Source organism: Ruegeria sp. N8 (genome assembly GCF_056531325.1).
In genome coordinates this window covers 693,167-710,960 of sequence record NZ_JBQFLQ010000002.1, presented here as the reverse complement: position 1 = coordinate 710,960, position 17,794 = coordinate 693,167, and the positions used below count along the sequence as shown (strand labels likewise).

Genomic DNA, 17,794 nt, shown 5'->3' with positions numbered 1-17,794 from the left:
TGGGGGCATAAACGGGGGCATTTCTCAGAGGGTTTAGCCCCAAGTGCCTGTCGTCGTCCGATGTATGAATGATCTGGCTGGGGTGGTAGGATTCGAACCTACGATACACGGTACCAAAAACCGCTGCCTTACCACTTGGCTACACCCCAACGGTGAGGCGCTATCTACGATTGTTGTTTGGGGGGTTCAAGCCCTTTCCCGCAAAAATATGAACGCAGTCAAAAAAAATTTGCCAAGATATGTAACCGCTGGAAACATAGCTTTGAGTTGCTTTTCCGTGCCGGTCATTTCGCGGTTTGCCAAGAAAACGTCGGCGGCGCAGGTTGCTTGTTTCAAGTAGATGTCGTCGGTACGATTCTGCGGTAAGTTTCCCAGGGGGTATTGGCGCGCCGGGATCGCGAAGACTGGCACTCGGCCAGGCCAGTGAAATTGCAAAAGGATAGACCGGAAATGAAGTTTCTACGCACGCCGGACGAGCGGTTCCAATCTCTGGAAGGGTACGATTTCGAACCGCATTATTCGATGGTCGATGATACCGAACGCGGAGAACTTCGGGTCCACCATGTGGACGAAGGTCCAGCGGACGCCAACCCTGTTCTGATGATGCATGGCGAACCAAGCTGGTCTTTCCTCTATCGTCACATGATCAAGGGCTTTGTCGCGCGCGGATATCGGGCGGTTGCGCCGGATTTGGTCGGGTTTGGTCGGTCTGACAAACCGACCGAGCGCTCGGATTACACCTATGCGCGCCACGTGTCGTGGATGGGGGACTGGCTGCGCGGGGTGGATCTGACGAATATCACTCTGGTCTGTCAGGATTGGGGCGGGTTGATCGGATTGCGCCTTTGGGCCGAGATGCCGGACCGCTTTGCCCGTATCGTGGTTGCCAACACGGCCCTGCCTACCGGCGATCAGCCGATGGGAGAGGCATTCGAAAACTGGCGTAAATTCAGCCAGGAGGTTCCCGTGTTCCCGGCGGGGGGGATCTTGAAAGGCGGTACGCAAAAGCCGATGTCAGACGACACGATTGCCGCCTATGACGCGCCATTCCCGGACGAAAGCTATAAGGCCGGGGCGCGGCAGTTCCCGATGTTGGTGCCAGCATCGCAGGACGATCCTGAGGCTGAGCCAAACAGAAAAGCCTGGGCTCTTATCCGCACTTTGCAGACCCCGGTGTTGACGGCTTTTGGGGCGGATGACAAGGTCATGGCTGGGATAGATACGGTGTTTCAGCGGCTCTGTCCGGGGGCCAAGGGGCAGCCCCACACAATCCTGCCGGACGCCGGTCATTTTCTGCAGGAAGATGTCGGGGCGGAACTGGTCGATCTGACCTGCGATTTCATCGCCCGAACGTCCTGACGCTATTCCCGAACTTCTTCGGGGTCGACGCCCCAGAGGTTGGATTTCAGCGTCCAGCCACGGTGCCCTCCGGCCGAGACATGGCACCAGTCCAATGTGCAGCTGCCCAGGCGCGCAACTACGCCGGATTCGAATTGCGCGCTGATCTGAGCGCTGGAACTGGGGTTGGCATAGACCGGCAACATATCCGTTTCGATCAGAACGGTGCGCGCACCGGATAACAGGGCGTAGTGCACCCAGCCTCCAGCGCCGTCACGGTCCTGAACCCTGCGCCAGTTGCCATATTCGGCGGTGATTTGCAGCGGCATGCCGCGCCGCTTGAACACCCAGTCGATTCGATGAGTCAGGGAGGGCCCGCGCCGCACATTGCCCTCGGCCGCCTTCATCGAGACATAGCGTGGCAGCGGCAGATTCGTGACCGGACCGCGCTTGTCCTGCGCGCTGGCGGCCAGACCTCCGGTCGAGATCAGAAAAACGCTCAACACCGACGCTAAACGGCGCTTTAGGGGTAGAAAACCTCTCACGGACTGCCTGCTCTTGTGCCTGTTGATCTTGTTGCGAAAAAAGCTTGGTTCAATGCCATGGGGTTCTTGTGCCCCGCCTTTTCCTGCGCCACGATGACATGGCGCGCGCAGGTTTGCAAAGCAGTGGGAGTGCACAGGTGCCAAGAGAACGTCTGAGTGTTGTCGTAACGCGACGGTTGCCCGAGGCGGTGGAAACGCGGTTGAGCGAGTTGTTCGATGTAAAGCTGCGCGACGACGACGCCCCAATGACGCGGGATGAGCTGGTCGCAGCGGTCAAAACGGCGGATGTGCTGGTTCCCACCGTTACCGATACGATTGATGGCGGGGTGCTGGGGCAGGCGGGTGAAAACCTGCGGCTGATCGCGAACTATGGCGCTGGCGTCGATAATATTGATGTGGCCACCGCGCGTCAGCGGGGCATCCTTGTCTCCAACACGCCCGGTGTGCTGACCGATGACACGGCGGATATGACGATGGCGCTGATCCTCGCCGTGACCCGTCGTATCCCCGAAGGCCTGACAACCATGCAAAAGGGCGAGTGGGAAGGCTGGGCCCCGACCGCCTTGCTGGGTGGCCGGATCGGCGGACGTCGGCTGGGTATTCTTGGCATGGGCCGGATCGGTCAGGCCGTGGCGCGTCGCGCCAGCGCTTTTGGAATGCAGGTGCATTATCACAATCGCCGCAGGCTGCGCGCTGAGACGGAACAGGCGCTTGAGGCGACCTATTGGGAAAGCCTGGACCAGATGGTTGCGCGTATGGACGTGATTTCGATCAACTGTCCGTCCACGCCCTCGACTTTTCACCTGATGAACGCGCGGCGGCTGAAGTTGATGAAACCCTCGGCCGTGATCGTGAATACCTCGCGGGGCGAGGTGATAGACGAAAACGCGCTGACCCGGCAGATCCGCGCTGGTGAGATCGCAGGGGCAGGTCTGGACGTCTACGAACACGGCACCGACGTGAACCCGCGATTGCGACAGTTGCCCAACGTGGTTCTGTTGCCCCATATGGGGTCCGCCACGCTGGAGGGTCGGATCGAGATGGGCGAAAAAGTTATCATTAATATCAAAACATTCGAAGATGGGCACCGCCCACCGGATCAGGTGGTTCCTGCCATGCTTTAATCGGCACGGCCGACTGGCCGGGTATCAATTTTTCAGGAGGATACTATGAAACGACGTCTGATTTCCGGCTTGTTCCTGTCGGCTTTGGCCTTTGCGTCACCGGTTTTCGCGCAGGAGGCTGCCGACGCGGTTTCGCCCGAAGGCGGGTCCGTAGGCCAGGTTCAAGGCCTGACCGCCGAGGTCATTGCCGCGCTTGAGGCGAAGATGGAGGGCAAGCCGGTCACTGCGCAGAACTGGATGGTTGCAGCGGCCAACCCGTTGGCGGTTGAGGCCGGGGCCAAGGTGCTGCGGGCAGGGGGGTCGGCTGCGGATGCGATGGTCGCGGTTCAGGTGGTGCTAGGCCTGGTCGAGCCGCAATCCTCTGGTCTGGGCGGTGGCGCGTTTCTGGTCTGGTATGATGCCGCGACTGGCAAGATGACCACGCTGGACGGGCGCGAGACAGCCCCGCTTGAGGCCACTCACCGGCTGTTCCACGACGAAAATGGCGAACCCCTGAAATTCTTCGATGCTGTAGTCGGGGGACTGTCCGTTGGAACACCGGGAACGCCAGCCCTGTTAGAAGAGGCGCATCGCCGCTGGGGTCGAAGCCCGTGGCCCAGCCTGTTTGCGGATGGGATTGCGCTGGCCGAGGACGGATTTCTGGTTTCTCCACGACTGGCGGGGCTGGTCGAAAAGGACGCCGAACGGTTGTCGCGCTTCCCTGTGACGGCGGAATATTTCCTGCCTGATGGCAAGCCGTTAGAGCAGGGTCAGCGCCTGATGAACCCCGACTATGCGGAAACACTGCGCACTTTGGCCAGCGAAGGCGCGGCAGGGTTCTACGGTGGCGAGATCGCAGCAGGGATCGTCAGCACGGTGCGTGGGGCGGAAGGAAACCCCGGTGTGCTATCGGGCATTGACCTGGCCCTGTATCAGGTGATCGAGCGCGAGCCGGTCTGTGCCGCCTATCGTGCCTACGAGATCTGCGGCATGGGGCCGCCCTCTTCGGGCGCGCTGACAGTTGGGCAGATTTTGGGCATGCTGGATGGTTATGGTCTGGCGGCCATGGGACCGGAAGATGTTCAAAGCTGGCGGCTGATCGGCGATGCCTCGCGCTTGGCTTTTGCCGACCGGGGGCGGTACATGGCTGATCACGACTTTGTCCCGATGCCGACCAACGGGCTTGTTGACCCGTCTTATCTGTCCGAGCGTGGCGGTCTGTTGAATGAGAGCGAAGCCTTGATCGACGTGGCGCCGGGCAACCCGGCCTTCGATCATGCATCAAACTGGGCGGATGATGAATCTCTGGAATTGCCGTCGACCTCGCATATCTCGATTGTCGATCAATATGGCAACGTCCTGTCCATGACGACCACGATCGAGAACGGCTTTGGCTCTCGATTGATGTCCAACGGGTTTCTGCTGAACAACGAATTGACCGATTTCTCATTCAAGACGCATCGCGATGGCGTGCCAATTGCCAACCGGTTGGAACCCGGCAAGCGCCCGCGTTCGTCGATGAGCCCGACAATCGTGATGCAGGACGGCGCGCCTGTTCTGGCTATTGGCTCTCCGGGCGGCAGCCGGATCATTGGCTATGTGGCCAAGTCGATCATCGCGTGGGCGGATTGGGATATGGACGTGCAGCAGGCTCTGTCCCTGCCGCATCTGGTCAACCGGTTCGGGACTTATGATGTTGAGCTGGGAACAGCGGCCGAAGGGTATGCAGATCAGTTGACTGCGCTTGGGTATGAGGTCAATCCACGGGATCTGACCTCGGGCCTGCACGCGATTGAGATCGGGGATGTCCTGATCGGCGGCGCAGATCCACGTCGCGAAGGAATTGCGCTGGGCGAATAGCCCCGGCGATCAGGGGGGAGGAACAGTATGGTGCAGGCAGTCGCTTTGCCTCGGAACGAGGCTGGGATCGAAACGGTCATAGGCGTTCTAAAGCAGAAATTCGGCGACCGCCTGCAAACCGGCCAAGCCATTCGGGAACAGCATGGGCACACGACGACGTGGATTGAAAACCAGTCCCCGGATGCTGTGGTGTTTCCTCAGACCACTGCAGAAGTGTCCGAGATTGTCAAAACCTGCGCCACGCATAAAGTGCCGGTGATCGCTTTTGGCACCGGCACCTCGCTCGAGGGGCATGTCAATGCGCCAGCCGGAGGTATCTCGGTCGACCTGACCCAGATGAACAAGGTTCTGACCGTGAATGCCAGTGATCTGGACTGTGTCGTGCAGCCCGGCGTCACGCGTGAGGATCTGAACACGCATCTTCGCGATCAGGGGTTGTTCTTCCCCATCGACCCCGGCGCCAATGCCTCATTGGGGGGGATGGCGTCAACGCGGGCTTCAGGGACGAATGCAGTGCGCTATGGCACGATGAAGGACAATGTCCTCAGCCTCGAGGCGGTGATGCCGGACGGGCGGATCATTCGCACCGGGCAACGGGCCAAGAAATCCTCGGCCGGGTACGACCTAACGCGGTTGTTGATAGGGGCCGAGGGGACGCTAGGGGTCATCACGGAAATCACTTTGCGGCTGCAAGGCATCCCCGAGGCGATTTCTTCGGCGCGCTGTTCCTTTCCAACCGTGGATGCGGCTTGCCAGGCGGTGATGATGACCATCCAATACGGCGTTCCCGTGGCCCGGATCGAGTTGCTGGACGAAATGTCGGTAAAGGCGGCCAATGCCTATTCCAATCTGACATTGCCCGAAACGCCACTTCTTTTGCTCGAATTCCATGGCTCGGAAAACGGCGCGATCGAGCAGGCAGAAACCTTCGGTCAGATTGCCGAAGAATTCGGCGGTACCGATTTTGCGGCAACCTCGACCACTGAGGAACGCAGTAAGCTGTGGCAGGCGCGGCACGACATCTATTGGGCTTGTCTGCAGCTGCGTCCGGATGCACGCGGGATTTCAACCGATGTTTGCGTGCCCATTTCGCGTTTGGCCGAATGTGTCACCGCCACACAAAACAAGGCAGAGGAACTTGGGTTGATTGCGCCTATGGTCGGCCATGTCGGGGACGGGAATTTCCATACCTTGTTGCTGATCGATATGGAAAACGCCGACGAGGTGGCCAATGCCGATCAGTTTGTCGGCTGGTTGAATGAATTGGCCATTTCGATGGACGGCACCTGCACCGGCGAGCATGGAATAGGGCAGGGCAAACGCCCCTATCTGATCAAGGAGCTGGGAGACGCAACCCGCTATATGGCGGCGATCAAGGTGGCGCTCGACCCAGACAATATCATGAACCCCGGCAAGATCCTGTAGCGGCTTTCACTGTCATTTGAGCGATTGCTGACGCCAAAAGTCGGTTTTGCACTTTTTTGCGTCGGCTGGACTTGGCGCTTAGGCCTCGGGCTTGGGCATAAACCTTGCAAATTAGACTCAATCCGGAGAACGGGCGAATGAAAACCCAAGTCAAAGCACTGGTCGTTGGCGGTGGTGCCGTCGGGACCTCGATTGCATACCACCTTGCCAAGGCAGGCTGGGACGATGTGATGCTGATCGAACGTGACGAGCTGACCTCGGGCTCCACTTGGCACGCGGCTGGTCTGCTGCCACTGTTCAACATGTCCTACGCGACAACCCACATCCACAAATACTCGGTCGATTTCTACAAGACACTTGAGGAAGAGACTGGCTTAAATGCTGGCTTTGCCGTGGTTGGCAACCTGCGCATGGCGCAGACGCAAGAGCGTATGGACGAATACATGCTTTATGCATCGACCGCCGAGACCTGCGATGTGGCCTATGAGTGGCTCACACCCGAGCAGATCAAGGAACGCTGGCCGCTGATCGAAACCGGCGATCTGAAAGGTGCGATTTATCACACCGAAGATGGCTACATTAACCCGGCCGACGTGACACAAGCAATGGCCAAAGGTGCCCGTCAGCGCGGTGTTGATATTGTGCGCAAGATGCAGGCTGACGCGTTCCACTGGAACGGCACTCATTGGGAAGTCACCTGCACCAAGATGGTCGAAAAGGGCGGCAACCTTGTGCCGTCGGACGAGCAGGTTGTCATCACAGCCGAGCATGTCGTGACCGCCTCGGGCAACCACGCACAGCGCACCGCCAAAATGCTGGGTATCAAGATGCCCGCCATCCCGGTCGAGCACACCTTCATCGTCATGGACAAAGATCCCGAACTGGTCAAATGGCGCGAAGCAGGCAACCCCGAGCATCCCGTCGTCCGTGACGCCGACAACGAGTCTTATGCGCGCGAGGAACGTGGTGGCTGGATTCTGGGCATCTACGAACACGGCGCGCCCGCACAGTTCGAATATGGTGTGCCGGACAGCTTCCGCGCGGACCTGTTCCCGCTGGATATCGACCGGATTGCCGACCAGTACATGGCGATGGCCGAGCGTGTACCCTCTTGCGCCGAATCCGGCCTGAAAGACGATTTCAACGGCCCGATCTGCTATACGCCTGATGGCAACCCGCTGGTTGGCCCCGCTCCGGGCCTGCGCAACATGTGGCTGGCCGAGGGCTTCTCGTTCGGGATCACTGCTGCAGGCGGCACCGGCTATTATCTGGCGCAGATGATGGTTGACGGCGAAGCCGAGATCGACATGGCCTCGCTGGACCCCAAACGGTACTCGTCGAACTGGATGACCACCGAATTCGCGGCGCGCAAGAACGAAGAATGCTACGAGCACGTCTACATCCTGCACCACCCCGACGAAGAGCGCGAAGCCTGCCGTCCGCTGCGTACTGTTCCGGCCTATGACCGCCAGAAAGCGCGTGGCGCACAATTCGGCTGGGTGAACGGCTGGGAACGTCCGAACTATTTTGGCCCCGTCGATGCGCCGGATAACTTCGACAAGGAAAGCCGCAGCTTCCGTCGCGGTGGTTGGTGGAAACACGCTGTGGAAGAGGCCAAAGCGATCCGCGAAGGCGTTGGCCTGATCGACGCGTCGGCCTTCACCAAGCATGTCGTCAAAGGCCCCGGCGCGACCCAGTTTCTGGATTGGTTCACCTGTAACAAGCTGCCCAAGGTCGGTCGCATCAACCTGACCTACGCGCTGACCTCGCATGGGACCACCCGCACTGAATACACCATCGTCCGCAATGGCGAGAATCACTACTACATCGTCTCCGCAGGTGCCTGGACCGAGTATGACGCGGACTATCTGCGAAAAGCGGCCGAGGACAAGATGGAGGAGTTTGGGTATATCGAGATACAGGATGTGACCACTCAGTGGGGTGTCTTCGCCATCGCCGGACCCAAGTCGCGTGATGTCCTGAAAGCGGTCATCAAAGACGCCGATCCGGAAACCGCACTGTCCAACAAGCGCTTCCCATGGCTGTCGGCCCGTCAGATCGAACTGGGCATGTGCCCCGTGAACGCCATCCGTGTGGCCTATACCGGTGAGCTGGGTTGGGAACTGCACCACCCGATCGAAATGCAGAACTATTTGTTCGATCTGTTGGAAAAGGCTGGTGAGAAACACGGTATGAAGCTGGTTGGTGCCCGCGCGCAGAACTGGCTGCGTCAGGAGAAATCCTATCGCGCCTTCGGCACCGAACTGGGCCGCGACGCGACCCCCCTCGAGGCCGATCTGCCGCGCTTTGTCGACCTGTCGAAAGACTTCTACGGCAAAACCAAGCTGGAAGAGACCGGCGTGCGCGTAAAGTGCTGCACACTGCTGATCGACGGACCAGACGATGCTGACCCGTGGGGTCGCGAAGCGCTCTATACGCCGGAAGGCGCGCGCGTGGGTCGTTTGACCTCGGGCGGGTATTCGGTGGCCTTCGAGAAATCGATCGGCATGGGCTATGTGCCCCCCGAGCTGGCAGTTGAAGGCACCAAGCTACAAGTCAAAATTCAGGACAAGCTTTGGGATGCGGTTGTGACTTGTGACAGCCCCTATGATCCTAAGAACGAAACGATCCGTAAAGACGGTTGATTCTGAGCTTAGCTTTAGGCGGGGCTCCAAAATGGGCCGCCTAAGGCGGCCCATGCCTCCGGCGGAGGTATTTTCAAACAGAAGAAGCGGGGGCTGGTGACATGATCCAGCCCCCCTGCTTTTGGCTAGGGGGGCCTTCTCCTGTTACGGCCAACGGCGCCTCCGCCTGTACCGCAAAATCACTATTGCTCATCAGAGTTAACGACCCGTTACTTCTTCTGTTCAAAAATACCTCCGCCGGAGGCAAACCTGCTTAAGCAGGTTTTCGTGGCGCATCTCCGGGGAGAAATATTACGTGGTTTCCGAAGATGGATTGGATAGGGCCCATCCTTGGCAGAGAACTTATTCTCATCAAGTGCCCGAGTTTTCCGCAATGAAAGCGATATTGTTTGCGGGCATCTCTGATATTTTGAGAATCGTTAGACCTCGGGCCTGCAAATACGCGGCAATTTCGGAGTCATTCTTATAGCCGATCTCGGGGTCTTGTTGGACCAGGGCCTGGTGAAACCGTTGATCACCATCGCTGGTCAATTTGCCCGCGCGCATGAAAGGACCGTATAGGATAAATCGCCCTTTAGGCTCCAGCGCCTTTGAAACCTCAGTTAGAATCGTGCAGGTTTCAACCCAGCTGATAAGATGGGTCAGATTAATCAGGACGATAAGATCCTTGCCGCCAAATTCTCGATGCCATCCCTCCGCCGTGGCGTCCAGAGTGGCGGCGACTTTGATGTTCTCTTGCTCGACCGTGTATGTATTGATGCTGGCGCGGCGGTCGGGGTCGATCTCAGTCGGGTGCCAGGTCAGGCCGGGCAGGCGCTGGGCAAAGGCGCTCACATGCTGGCCTGTCCCGCTGGCAATTTCCAATGCGTTCCCGCTGTCAGGGGCCCATTGCGCCAGCAGATCGCAGAGCACATCTGCATTGCGGGTCGCAGCAGGCGCGACCATTCGGGCGCCCTCGACCTGAGTTGCAACGCTGGCGTTAGGAGGAAGGGTTCGTTTGCTCATTGTCGCAGCCTGTCGGGTTTAAGGGCGTTCACAATTTCCGCGTCTAGTTCGGGCGGTGCGCCGATTGCCAAGTCGGCAACTATTTTAGACGCGGCCGCCGCCGTTTGAAACCCGTAGCCACCCTGGCCAGCCGACCAGATAAAATTGGGTTCGATCGGGTCCGGTCCCAGAACCAGCGTCCCATCAGGCGCAAAACTGCGTAGCCCCGCCCAGTTTGTCTCGACCCGCGTGACGGCTTCGGTCACCATTTCTTCATAGCGCGCAAGCCCTTCCGCCAAGACCAAGTCGTCGGCATAAGCGTCTTGCGGTGGTACCAGGTCAGCCTCGGATGGCGAGACGATCAATTTCCCAGCATCGGGCTTTGCGTACCAGCTTTCCCCAGCACCCAGCAGCATTGGCCAATCTCGCAAATCATGACCGCCCGGCGCGGGAAGACGCGCCATCGATCGACGTAGTGGAGATATCCCGATCGGTTTGATCCCTGCTAATGCCGCGACCTGGTCCACCCACGGCCCGGCTGCGTTGACAATTGCGCGAGCTTCAAAGCTGCCGTTGGCCTCGACAATCCAGTTTCGATCCCGGCGCAGCGCGGTGACGCGGGATTTCGTCAGAATGTCTCCGCTATTGCGTCGGATCGCTTGTGCAAAGCTCTGCATCAGACGGTCGGTATCGATGTCGAACGCGGCGTCGCTGATCGCTGCAAAGCGAACGGCGTCAGCGTTGAGGATTGGGATTCGATTCACAGCTTCGGCAATTGATATGGGATGCATGTTCAAGGATGCGGTATCATTGGACATTTGCAGGGCTTGATCTGCTCGACCCACCAGCATCAGGCCACGCGGTGTCAGATAACCACCCTTGTCGGTCTTCAGAAAGCTGGCGCTGGCCCGGTTCAAGGCAACGACAGACTCTGGGCCGTAATTCTCTTCAAATAGTGCGGCTGAACGCCCCGACGCGTGATAGCCCAGGGCGTCTTCGGCCTCCAAAACCACAACCCGTCCATGGGCTGACAGGCGCGCGCCAGCGCTGAGCCCGGCGATACCGCCACCGATGACTAGGAAATCTATCATATCCCTCTCTTCGCAGAGTGCGGGGCGAAGTACACAAGGTTTGCTGTCGATCTACAAGCAGGGTTGAAATTGCACCTCAACCCATACAAAGAATGCCCCATTGATATAGGAGGATAGGGTGACTGGCGATAACTTACACCCGATGGCCACGGGACATATACCGTCCTACGTGACCCAGGCCGATGGCAGCGACTTTCTTTTAACGTTTATGTTCATTTTCACGGTTGGAGTGATCATTTTGATTGGGGTGGGATATTTCACCCTGCATTCGATCCCAGAAAAAATCGCACATGAATCCAACCACCCCCAGTTCCAACTGGTTGGTATTCTAGCGCTTCTTGCGCTGTTTACTCATAATGGTCTGTTTTGGATTGCTGCCATTCTGGTTGCCGGATTCCAGTTCCCTGACATTGGTGCCCCTTTGCGGGCCATCGCAGATGCGATCCGATCGTTGGGTCCGCAAGCGCAAGATCCAGCCACGCCTCCTCGGGCGGAACATCAGGAGCAATAAGGCATGCTTGAAACACTGATGTGTGCACTGATCACGGTGCTGCCTGATTTTCTGTTCCGTCGTTACGTGCAGGGCAAACGGATAGGCCATGAAATTACGCTGTTCACCATGTGGTACGAGCTGCGCTGGGGGCTGACGACCTGTGCCATTCTGGCACTGACGGTGATCACGACGCTGTTTTACTTTCACCCGGCCAGCCGGACGGCAGCGTCCTATTTCCGCACCGTGACGATCCTGCCGCAACTGGGAGGGCGCGTGTCCGAGGTCTATGTGACTAACAACCAGCAGGTGGTCGCAGGTCAGCCGATCTTCCGAATGGAGGATTTTACCCAAACGGCGATGGTCGAGGCTGCTCATGCGCAGATCGCGCAGGTTCAGGCCTCGTTGAAAGTGGCCGAGACAGACCTGGCCGAAGCAACCGCCGGGATTGCGGGTGCCAAAGCCTCATTGGATCAGGCGATTGAAGACCTTGAGCGCAACACCACGCTGCGCGACGAGGGATCCAGCGCCGTGCGTCTGGCCGAGATCGACCGGCTGGAAAACATCGTCGCCGAACGCGAAGCCAAGCTGGTGGCGGCCGAGGCGCAACGGGCTGCGGTTGTGCAACAGATCGAAGAGCTGATCCCGGCGCAGCTGGCCAGTGCAAATGCGCAACTGGACGCCGCCCTGACCGAGCTGGACAAGACAGTGGTTGCCGCGGGCGTGACGGGCCGGATCGAACAATTCGGCCTGCAAGTTGGCGATTTTGTCAGCCCTTTGCTGCGGCCTGCGGGAATTCTGGTGCCGTCGCATTCGGGTCATGACCGGTTTCAGGCGGCGTTCAACCAGATGGCGGCCCAGGTAATCAAGCCGGGCATGGTGGGCGAACTGGGCTGCATGACCAAGCCTTTTACGGTCATTCCTATGGTTGTGGTCGATGTGCAGGACGTGATCCCATCAGGGCAACTCCGCCCTTCGGATGAACTGCGCGATGTGCAGACCAATACAAATCCGGGGTCCATTCTGGTCTATATGGAGCCGTTGTATAAAGGGATGGCTGACGACATTCCTCCGGGCAGCAACTGTTTGGCGAATGTCTATACCAGCAATCATGAACGGCTGGAACATGAGGACCTCGGCTTCTGGCACGCCGCGTTTTTGCACGTGGTTGATACAATTGGGGTGGTTCATGCGGCGGGCTTGCGCCTGCGGTTGATCCTGATGCCGGTGAATACGTTGGTGCTGAGCGGGCACTGATTTCAACTTGGTCTGGCCTGGTACACGTTATCCGGCCAGACCGTTGCGGTGCAGCCCCGCAAAAACCTTGTCGTTACGTGCGTCGTCATAGGGCCGCCAGTCCCGCATCCGGTCGACATAGCCCTCGGACAGGCCTTCGCAGGCGGCCAGAGCCTCCTGTGCTTCATCCACGCGGTCCAAGGCGGCAAGGCAGATGGCGCGGCGATACAGCATGTTGGGATCGTTGGGGCGCACATTGACGGCGCGATCTGCCCAGTCCAACGCTTCGATATTTTCACCCGCAACCAAATACATCCGGGCAATTGCCCAGAAATAGAACCCCCGGTCCGGTTCCCGCGGAGACAAGGCCAAAGCCTTGCGGATTTCCTCGGCGGCCTGGGGGCCGATACTGGGATCGGCAAGTTCGGACCGGTTGAAATAGGCCAGTTTAGCGCGTGTAAAAAAGGGGTTCAGGCGGATCGCGTATTCCAATTCCTTCAGGCTTAACGCCTTCTCTCCCTGCCAGACATAGGCTGTCGACATCACATAGTGCGCAAATGGAGATTTATTGGCTAGCTCCAACCCCTTTTGCGCAGCGGCCACACCCTTGGCCAACACGTCCTTTGAACGCTCGGACGCACCAAACCCATATTCCTTTAGATAGGCCCATCCCATACCCGCCCAGGCATCACCATAGTCTTCATCCAGTGCCACGGCGGCCTGAAACTCAACCTGTGCCGCTTGCAAATCTTCCAGCCCAGGCTTTCTAAGTCCCGACATCCCCCGCAGGTACCTTTCCCACGCCCCCAGATGGTCGGGGCGTTTACGGCGAATGCGGTCGATCTCTCCCTCGACCAGCTCGGTGTCCAATGCGGTGACGACACGCAAGGTGATGTCGTCCTGAATCTCGAACACATCTTCGAACGGCCGGTCGTATTTCTCGGACCAGAGGGCAAGCCCGGTTGTTCCCTCGATATATTCCACCGTCACCCGCACCCGAGGGCCCGACCGACGCAATGTTCCGGTCACAAGATACTGTGCCCCCAAAACCCGTGCGGCGTCTTCGACGCTCAGTTCTGGGTTCAGGGACAGGCTGGACGCGCCCGAGACAACCGGCACCTGGCCCATCTGTTGCAGGCCTGAGATGATGTCTTCGGCCAGCCCTTCGGCGAAAAAGGCATGTTCAGGATCGGGGGAGTGGTTCTGGAAAGGCAAGACCGCAAGGGTCGGTGGACCTGTTCGGATTACGGGTTGGGACAGCGCGCGCGACGTCCCCTCGGCCTGCCAGCGAAACACGGTCAGAGGGCGCGAAATGTTCTTGAGCTGATGTTGGCCATCATGTGTCAGGTCTTTTGTTTTGCCCTGCGGCAGCGCATCGACAAATGCCTGCGAGGCGGCCAGCCCCCCGGCGTGGCAAAGGCCTTCCAATCGGGCGGCAATATTGACGCCGTCGCCCAGAATGTCCTGATCGTCAACGAACACATCCCCAAGATGCGCCCCAATGCGCAGCAGGATGCGCGCGTCTGGCGGCTGCTGCCGAGCCTGCGCTGCGGCCTCGGTCTGAATCCGCATCGCAGCGGTCAGCGCGGTGTCAGGCTCCGGGAATTCGGCCAGAAATCCGTCGCCCATCGTTTTGACCAATCGTCCCTGATTTTGTTCCAGCGCGGGCGAGATGATCGTGTTCCGCAGATGGCGTACAGCGCGCAGGGTTCCGACCTCATCGGTTTCGGTCAGATGGGCGTAGCCCAGCACATCCATGGCCAGAATGGCGGCACGTCGTTTGCCGTCCAGAAAATCCTCCATCGCGGTCCCTCGCAAGCCGTGCCTTGGGCAATCTTACGCGGTTTGCGCCATGAATGCATGACAAGAAAAAAGCCCGCCAAACGAGGCGGGCTTTGTCTAGTGCTATCTACGCGTGGCTTACTGCGGGATCTCGCCGTCCAGCCCTTCGACGTAGAAGTTCATGCCTGCCAGCGTACCGTCATCAGCGGTTTCGCCATCCGCCAGCCAGTCGCTGCCGTCCTGCTTCTTCAGCGGGCCAGTGAAGGGGTGGTATTCGCCTGCGGCCATCGCGGCTTTCAAGGCCAGCGCCTCTTCCTTGACGTCGGCAGGTACGGCGTCGGAAATCTCACCGATCTCAACCATGCCTTCTTTGATGCCGTCCCAAGTGCTTACGGTCTCCCACGAGCCATCCATGACGGCCTGCGTGCGGGCGATATAGTAAGGTGCCCAGTTGTCGATGATCGACGAAACACGCGGGAAGGGGGCGTATTCGCTCATGTCCGAGGCTTGGCCAAAAGTGACAACATTACCTGCCTCTTGCGCGGCCGCCTGCGGCGCGGTCGAGTCGGTGTGTTGCAGGATCACGTCGGCACCCTGTTCGATCAGAACGGTGGCGGCATCAGCCTCTTTCGCCGGGTCGAACCAAGTGTAGGCCCAGACGATCTTGAATTCGACATCCGGGTTCACCTTCTTGGCGTGGATATAGGCCGAGTTGATGCCACGGATCACTTCGGGGATTGGGTAGGACCCGATATAGCCGATGATGTTCGACTTGGTCATTTTGCCCGCGATGTGACCCTGCACCGCGCGGCCCTCATAGAACCGTGCCGAATATGCCGAGACGTTCGGGGCGGTCTTATAACCGGTCGCGTGTTCGAACTTCACGTTCGGGAATTTCTTGGCCACGTTGATGGTGGGGTCCATGTAGCCGAACGAGGTGGTAAAGATCAGATCTGCGCCTTCCAGCGCCATCTGGGTCATCACACGTTCAGCATCCGGGCCTTCGGGGACGGATTCAACGAACACGGTCTCGACCTTGTCGCCAAAGTGCTTTTCGACCGCCTGACGGCCCTTGTCATGCTCATATGTCCAGCCGCCATCGCCGACGGGGCCGACATAGACAAAGCCGACCTTGGTCTTGTCTTCGGCCATGGCCCCCGTGGCCAGACCCAGCGCCACGGCGGCGCTTGTCAGTAGAGTGGTGAATTTCATGTGTTACTCTCCAAGTTGGTTTTAGTTGGCCCCTAGTGCGAGGCATGGAAGGTTCGGCCCAATGCGGCAGGTGCGCTGCTCTTGTCGGCCGAAAGGATCACAAGCACAAGGATCGTGATGATGTAGGGCGACATTGCCAGATACTCGACCGGAATGGCAACGCCCGCTGCCTGCAAATTCAGCTGCAACACGGTGATACCGCCAAACAAATAGGCGCCCATCAAGGCGCGCCATGGCTTCCAACTGGCGAAGACCACCAGCGCAAGCGCAATCCAGCCGACACCGGCAGTCATGCCCTCGGTCCATTGCGGCACGCGGATCAGGCTGATGTAGGCTCCGCCCAGCCCGGCACAGGCCCCGCCGAACAGGATCGCCATAATGCGGATCTTGATGACTTTGTAGCCAAGCGCATGCGCCGCATCGTGGTTCTCGCCCACGGCGCGCAGAATTAGGCCGACGCGCGTGTATTTCAGCGTGGCCCAGACGGCGGCCGTGAGTGCGATGCCTACATAAAGGATCGGGTCATGCTGGAACAGGATCGGGCCGATCACCGGAATATCGCTGATCACCGGGATATGAATGTCGCCCATGCTGGGGGGCTTGATCCCCACATAGCTTTGTCCCAACAGGGCGCTGAAGCCCAGACCAAACAGCGTCAGAGCCAAGCCGCTGGCCACCTGATTGGCCAGTGCTACCTGAGTCAGCAGAACGAATAGCAGCGACAGCACCGCGCCGCCGATGGCGGATGCGATGAACCCCAGCCAAGGTGAGCCGGTCTCGACCGAGATCGCAAAGCCGCTGATCGCGCCGACGATCATCATGCCCTCGACGCCAAGGTTCAGAACACCTGCTTTTTCAACGACCAGTTCTCCGATCGCGGCCAGCAGCAGGGGGGTTGCGGCCACCATTAGCGAGGCGACCAGAAGGACGGGATTGATTTCACCAAGGTCCATATCACGCTACCTCGCTACGGGCCGCACGGATGCGGAAGTTTGTTAGAAGATCAAAGGCCAGCAGGAAGAACAAAAGCATCCCCTGAAACACCTGGATGGCAGCGGCAGGCAAGCCCAGTTGGGATTGCGCGATTTCACCACCGATATAGGTCAGTGCCATCAGGAAGCCGGCCAGCAGAATGCCCACCGGATGCAGGCGGCCAAGGAAGGCCACGATGATGGCGGTAAAGCCATAGCCCACGTTAAAGTCGATGCTGACCTGACCGGCAGGGCCGGACACCTCGAACATACCCGCCAACCCGGCCAACATGCCCGACAGACCCAGGCAGAACAGGATCAGCCGTGCCGGATTGACGCCTGCGAATTTAGCTGCACGCGGGGCCTCGCCCGTCAGGCGGATATGAAAGCCCAGCATGTGTCGGTTCAACAGAACATAGGCAAAGATCACTGCAATCAGCGCCGTCACCACGCCCCAATGCATCCCCGATCCGGCAATCAGCTCGGCATTATGGGCGCTGTCATAGGACTGCAGGTTGCGCGAGCCGGGAAAGCCGAATCCTTCGGGGTTCTTCAGCAATCCAAGCGAGACCGAGGCCAGCATCTGTTCGGCCACATAGACCAGCATCAGCGACACGAGGATTTCATTGGTGCCAAAACGTACCTTCAGAAAGGCCGGGATCATCGCCCACAGCCAGCCCCCGAACGCGCCCGCAATCACCATGATAGGAAAGATGTAGAACGCCTCCAGCGGGTAAAAGGCCAAACCCGCACCGGCGCCAAAGATGGCGCCCATGATGTACTGACCCTCGGCCCCAATGTTCCAGATCCCTGCCCGAAACCCCAGCGACAAACCGATGGCGATCAACACCAAAGGCGCGCCCTTCACCAGCAATTGCGGGCGGTAGTAGAATGCGAACTCTCCGAACAGAGGCTCCCAGAATATGGTGCCGATGGCCTCGACCGGGTTCTTGCCCAGCAGGGCGAACAGCAAACCGCCAAACACCATCGTTGCCACCACCGCGACCAGAGGGGTCGCATATGACCACGCTTTCGACGGCTGAGGCCGTTTCTCCAACACAATCATCTGCTCAAACCCCCAGGTCTTCTTCTCGTTCCAAATACGGCCGCCG

Annotated in this window: 14 protein-coding genes and 1 tRNA gene; 7 read left to right on the top strand and 8 right to left on the bottom strand. The window is 59.1% G+C overall.

Annotated elements, in window-relative coordinates; translation table 11 throughout:
* Positions 1-74: 74 nt before the first annotated feature.
* Positions 75-149: transfer RNA gene (locus tag ACR0C5_RS07610), tRNA-Gln, on the bottom strand.
* A gap of 301 nt (positions 150-450) precedes the next feature.
* Between ACR0C5_RS07610 and ACR0C5_RS07605 the strand changes: the two genes are divergently transcribed.
* Positions 451-1,359 carry a haloalkane dehalogenase gene (locus ACR0C5_RS07605; protein ID WP_480875692.1) on the top strand — a complete coding sequence of 303 codons (909 nt, stop codon included), beginning with the start codon at positions 451-453 and terminating at the stop codon, positions 1,357-1,359.
* Positions 1,360-1,361: 2 nt separating this feature from the next.
* Here ACR0C5_RS07605 and ACR0C5_RS07600 read toward each other — a convergent pair whose 3' ends face one another.
* Positions 1,362-1,841, bottom strand: coding sequence for an SH3 domain-containing protein (locus tag ACR0C5_RS07600; protein ID WP_237217116.1), 480 nt, complete (start codon positions 1,839-1,841; stop codon positions 1,362-1,364).
* Positions 1,842-2,020: 179 nt separating this feature from the next.
* Between ACR0C5_RS07600 and ACR0C5_RS07595 the strand changes: the two genes are divergently transcribed.
* From ACR0C5_RS07595 to ACR0C5_RS07580, 4 genes are all read left to right on the top strand, one after another.
* Positions 2,021-3,007, top strand: coding sequence for a 2-hydroxyacid dehydrogenase (locus tag ACR0C5_RS07595; RefSeq protein ID WP_170787414.1), 987 nt, complete (start codon positions 2,021-2,023; stop codon positions 3,005-3,007).
* A 45-nt stretch (positions 3,008-3,052) separates the two neighbouring features.
* Complete coding sequence (ggt, locus tag ACR0C5_RS07590) at positions 3,053-4,846, top strand: gamma-glutamyltransferase (RefSeq protein WP_480875689.1); 1,794 nt, start codon at positions 3,053-3,055, stop codon at positions 4,844-4,846.
* Between the two features lie 27 nt (positions 4,847-4,873).
* Positions 4,874-6,271, top strand: a complete 1,398-nt coding sequence (locus ACR0C5_RS07585; protein WP_170768962.1) for an FAD-binding oxidoreductase — start codon at positions 4,874-4,876, stop codon at positions 6,269-6,271.
* Between the two features lie 137 nt (positions 6,272-6,408).
* Positions 6,409-8,916, top strand: coding sequence for a GcvT family protein (locus ACR0C5_RS07580; RefSeq protein ID WP_170768963.1), 2,508 nt, complete (start codon positions 6,409-6,411; stop codon positions 8,914-8,916).
* Positions 8,917-9,267: 351 nt separating this feature from the next.
* On the opposite strand, the gene ACR0C5_RS07575 is transcribed toward ACR0C5_RS07580, so the two are convergent.
* Both ACR0C5_RS07575 and ACR0C5_RS07570 read right to left on the bottom strand, forming a co-directional pair.
* A complete protein-coding gene (locus ACR0C5_RS07575; protein ID WP_480503332.1) occupies positions 9,268-9,921 on the bottom strand; it encodes a DUF938 domain-containing protein in 654 nt (217 codons plus the stop codon).
* Complete coding sequence (locus ACR0C5_RS07570; protein ID WP_480875685.1) at positions 9,918-10,991, bottom strand: NAD(P)/FAD-dependent oxidoreductase; 1,074 nt, start codon at positions 10,989-10,991, stop codon at positions 9,918-9,920. The genes ACR0C5_RS07575 and ACR0C5_RS07570 overlap by 4 nt, the downstream gene beginning before the upstream one ends.
* Positions 10,992-11,133: 142 nt before the next feature.
* Between ACR0C5_RS07570 and ACR0C5_RS07565 the strand changes: the two genes are divergently transcribed.
* The gene (locus ACR0C5_RS07565) at positions 11,134-11,502 is read left to right on the top strand and encodes a hypothetical protein (RefSeq protein ID WP_170769817.1); all 369 of its coding nucleotides are present in this window, start codon (positions 11,134-11,136) and stop codon (positions 11,500-11,502) included.
* 3 nt (positions 11,503-11,505) lie between these two features.
* The gene (locus ACR0C5_RS07560) at positions 11,506-12,738 is read left to right on the top strand and encodes an HlyD family secretion protein (protein ID WP_480857140.1); all 1,233 of its coding nucleotides are present in this window, start codon (positions 11,506-11,508) and stop codon (positions 12,736-12,738) included.
* 27 nt (positions 12,739-12,765) lie between these two features.
* On the opposite strand, the gene ACR0C5_RS07555 is transcribed toward ACR0C5_RS07560, so the two are convergent.
* From ACR0C5_RS07555 to ACR0C5_RS07540, 4 genes are all read right to left on the bottom strand, one after another.
* Positions 12,766-14,520 (bottom strand): adenylate/guanylate cyclase domain-containing protein, encoded by a 1,755-nt coding sequence (locus ACR0C5_RS07555; RefSeq protein ID WP_480875683.1) that lies wholly within the window; start codon positions 14,518-14,520, stop codon positions 12,766-12,768.
* A gap of 117 nt (positions 14,521-14,637) precedes the next feature.
* Entirely contained in the window at positions 14,638-15,711 is a 1,074-nt protein-coding gene (locus tag ACR0C5_RS07550) for a BMP family ABC transporter substrate-binding protein (protein WP_170768968.1), read from the bottom strand.
* 32 nt (positions 15,712-15,743) lie between these two features.
* Entirely contained in the window at positions 15,744-16,664 is a 921-nt protein-coding gene (locus ACR0C5_RS07545) for an ABC transporter permease (RefSeq protein ID WP_170788141.1), read from the bottom strand.
* Between the two features lies 1 nt (position 16,665).
* A complete protein-coding gene (locus ACR0C5_RS07540) occupies positions 16,666-17,748 on the bottom strand; it encodes an ABC transporter permease (RefSeq protein WP_170768970.1) in 1,083 nt (360 codons plus the stop codon).
* Positions 17,749-17,794: the final 46 nt, after the last annotated feature.

What these genes read in the sequence shown, in the direction of transcription:
- ggt (WP_480875689.1), top strand. Translation starts at nt 3,053, where the DNA reads ATGAAACGACGTCTGATTTCCGGCTTGTTCCTGTCGGCTTTGGCCTTT.
- ACR0C5_RS07540 (WP_170768970.1), bottom strand. Translation starts at nt 17,748, where the DNA reads ATGATTGTGTTGGAGAAACGGCCTCAGCCGTCGAAAGCGTGGTCATAT.
- ACR0C5_RS07560 (WP_480857140.1), top strand. Translation starts at nt 11,506, where the DNA reads ATGCTTGAAACACTGATGTGTGCACTGATCACGGTGCTGCCTGATTTT.
- ACR0C5_RS07570 (WP_480875685.1), bottom strand. Translation starts at nt 10,991, where the DNA reads ATGATAGATTTCCTAGTCATCGGTGGCGGTATCGCCGGGCTCAGCGCT.
- ACR0C5_RS07605 (WP_480875692.1), top strand. Translation starts at nt 451, where the DNA reads ATGAAGTTTCTACGCACGCCGGACGAGCGGTTCCAATCTCTGGAAGGG.
- ACR0C5_RS07550 (WP_170768968.1), bottom strand. Translation starts at nt 15,711, where the DNA reads ATGAAATTCACCACTCTACTGACAAGCGCCGCCGTGGCGCTGGGTCTG.
- ACR0C5_RS07545 (WP_170788141.1), bottom strand. Translation starts at nt 16,664, where the DNA reads ATGGACCTTGGTGAAATCAATCCCGTCCTTCTGGTCGCCTCGCTAATG.
- ACR0C5_RS07575 (WP_480503332.1), bottom strand. Translation starts at nt 9,921, where the DNA reads ATGAGCAAACGAACCCTTCCTCCTAACGCCAGCGTTGCAACTCAGGTC.
- ACR0C5_RS07585 (WP_170768962.1), top strand. Translation starts at nt 4,874, where the DNA reads ATGGTGCAGGCAGTCGCTTTGCCTCGGAACGAGGCTGGGATCGAAACG.
- ACR0C5_RS07565 (WP_170769817.1), top strand. Translation starts at nt 11,134, where the DNA reads ATGGCCACGGGACATATACCGTCCTACGTGACCCAGGCCGATGGCAGC.
- ACR0C5_RS07555 (WP_480875683.1), bottom strand. Translation starts at nt 14,520, where the DNA reads ATGGAGGATTTTCTGGACGGCAAACGACGTGCCGCCATTCTGGCCATG.
- ACR0C5_RS07580 (WP_170768963.1), top strand. Translation starts at nt 6,409, where the DNA reads ATGAAAACCCAAGTCAAAGCACTGGTCGTTGGCGGTGGTGCCGTCGGG.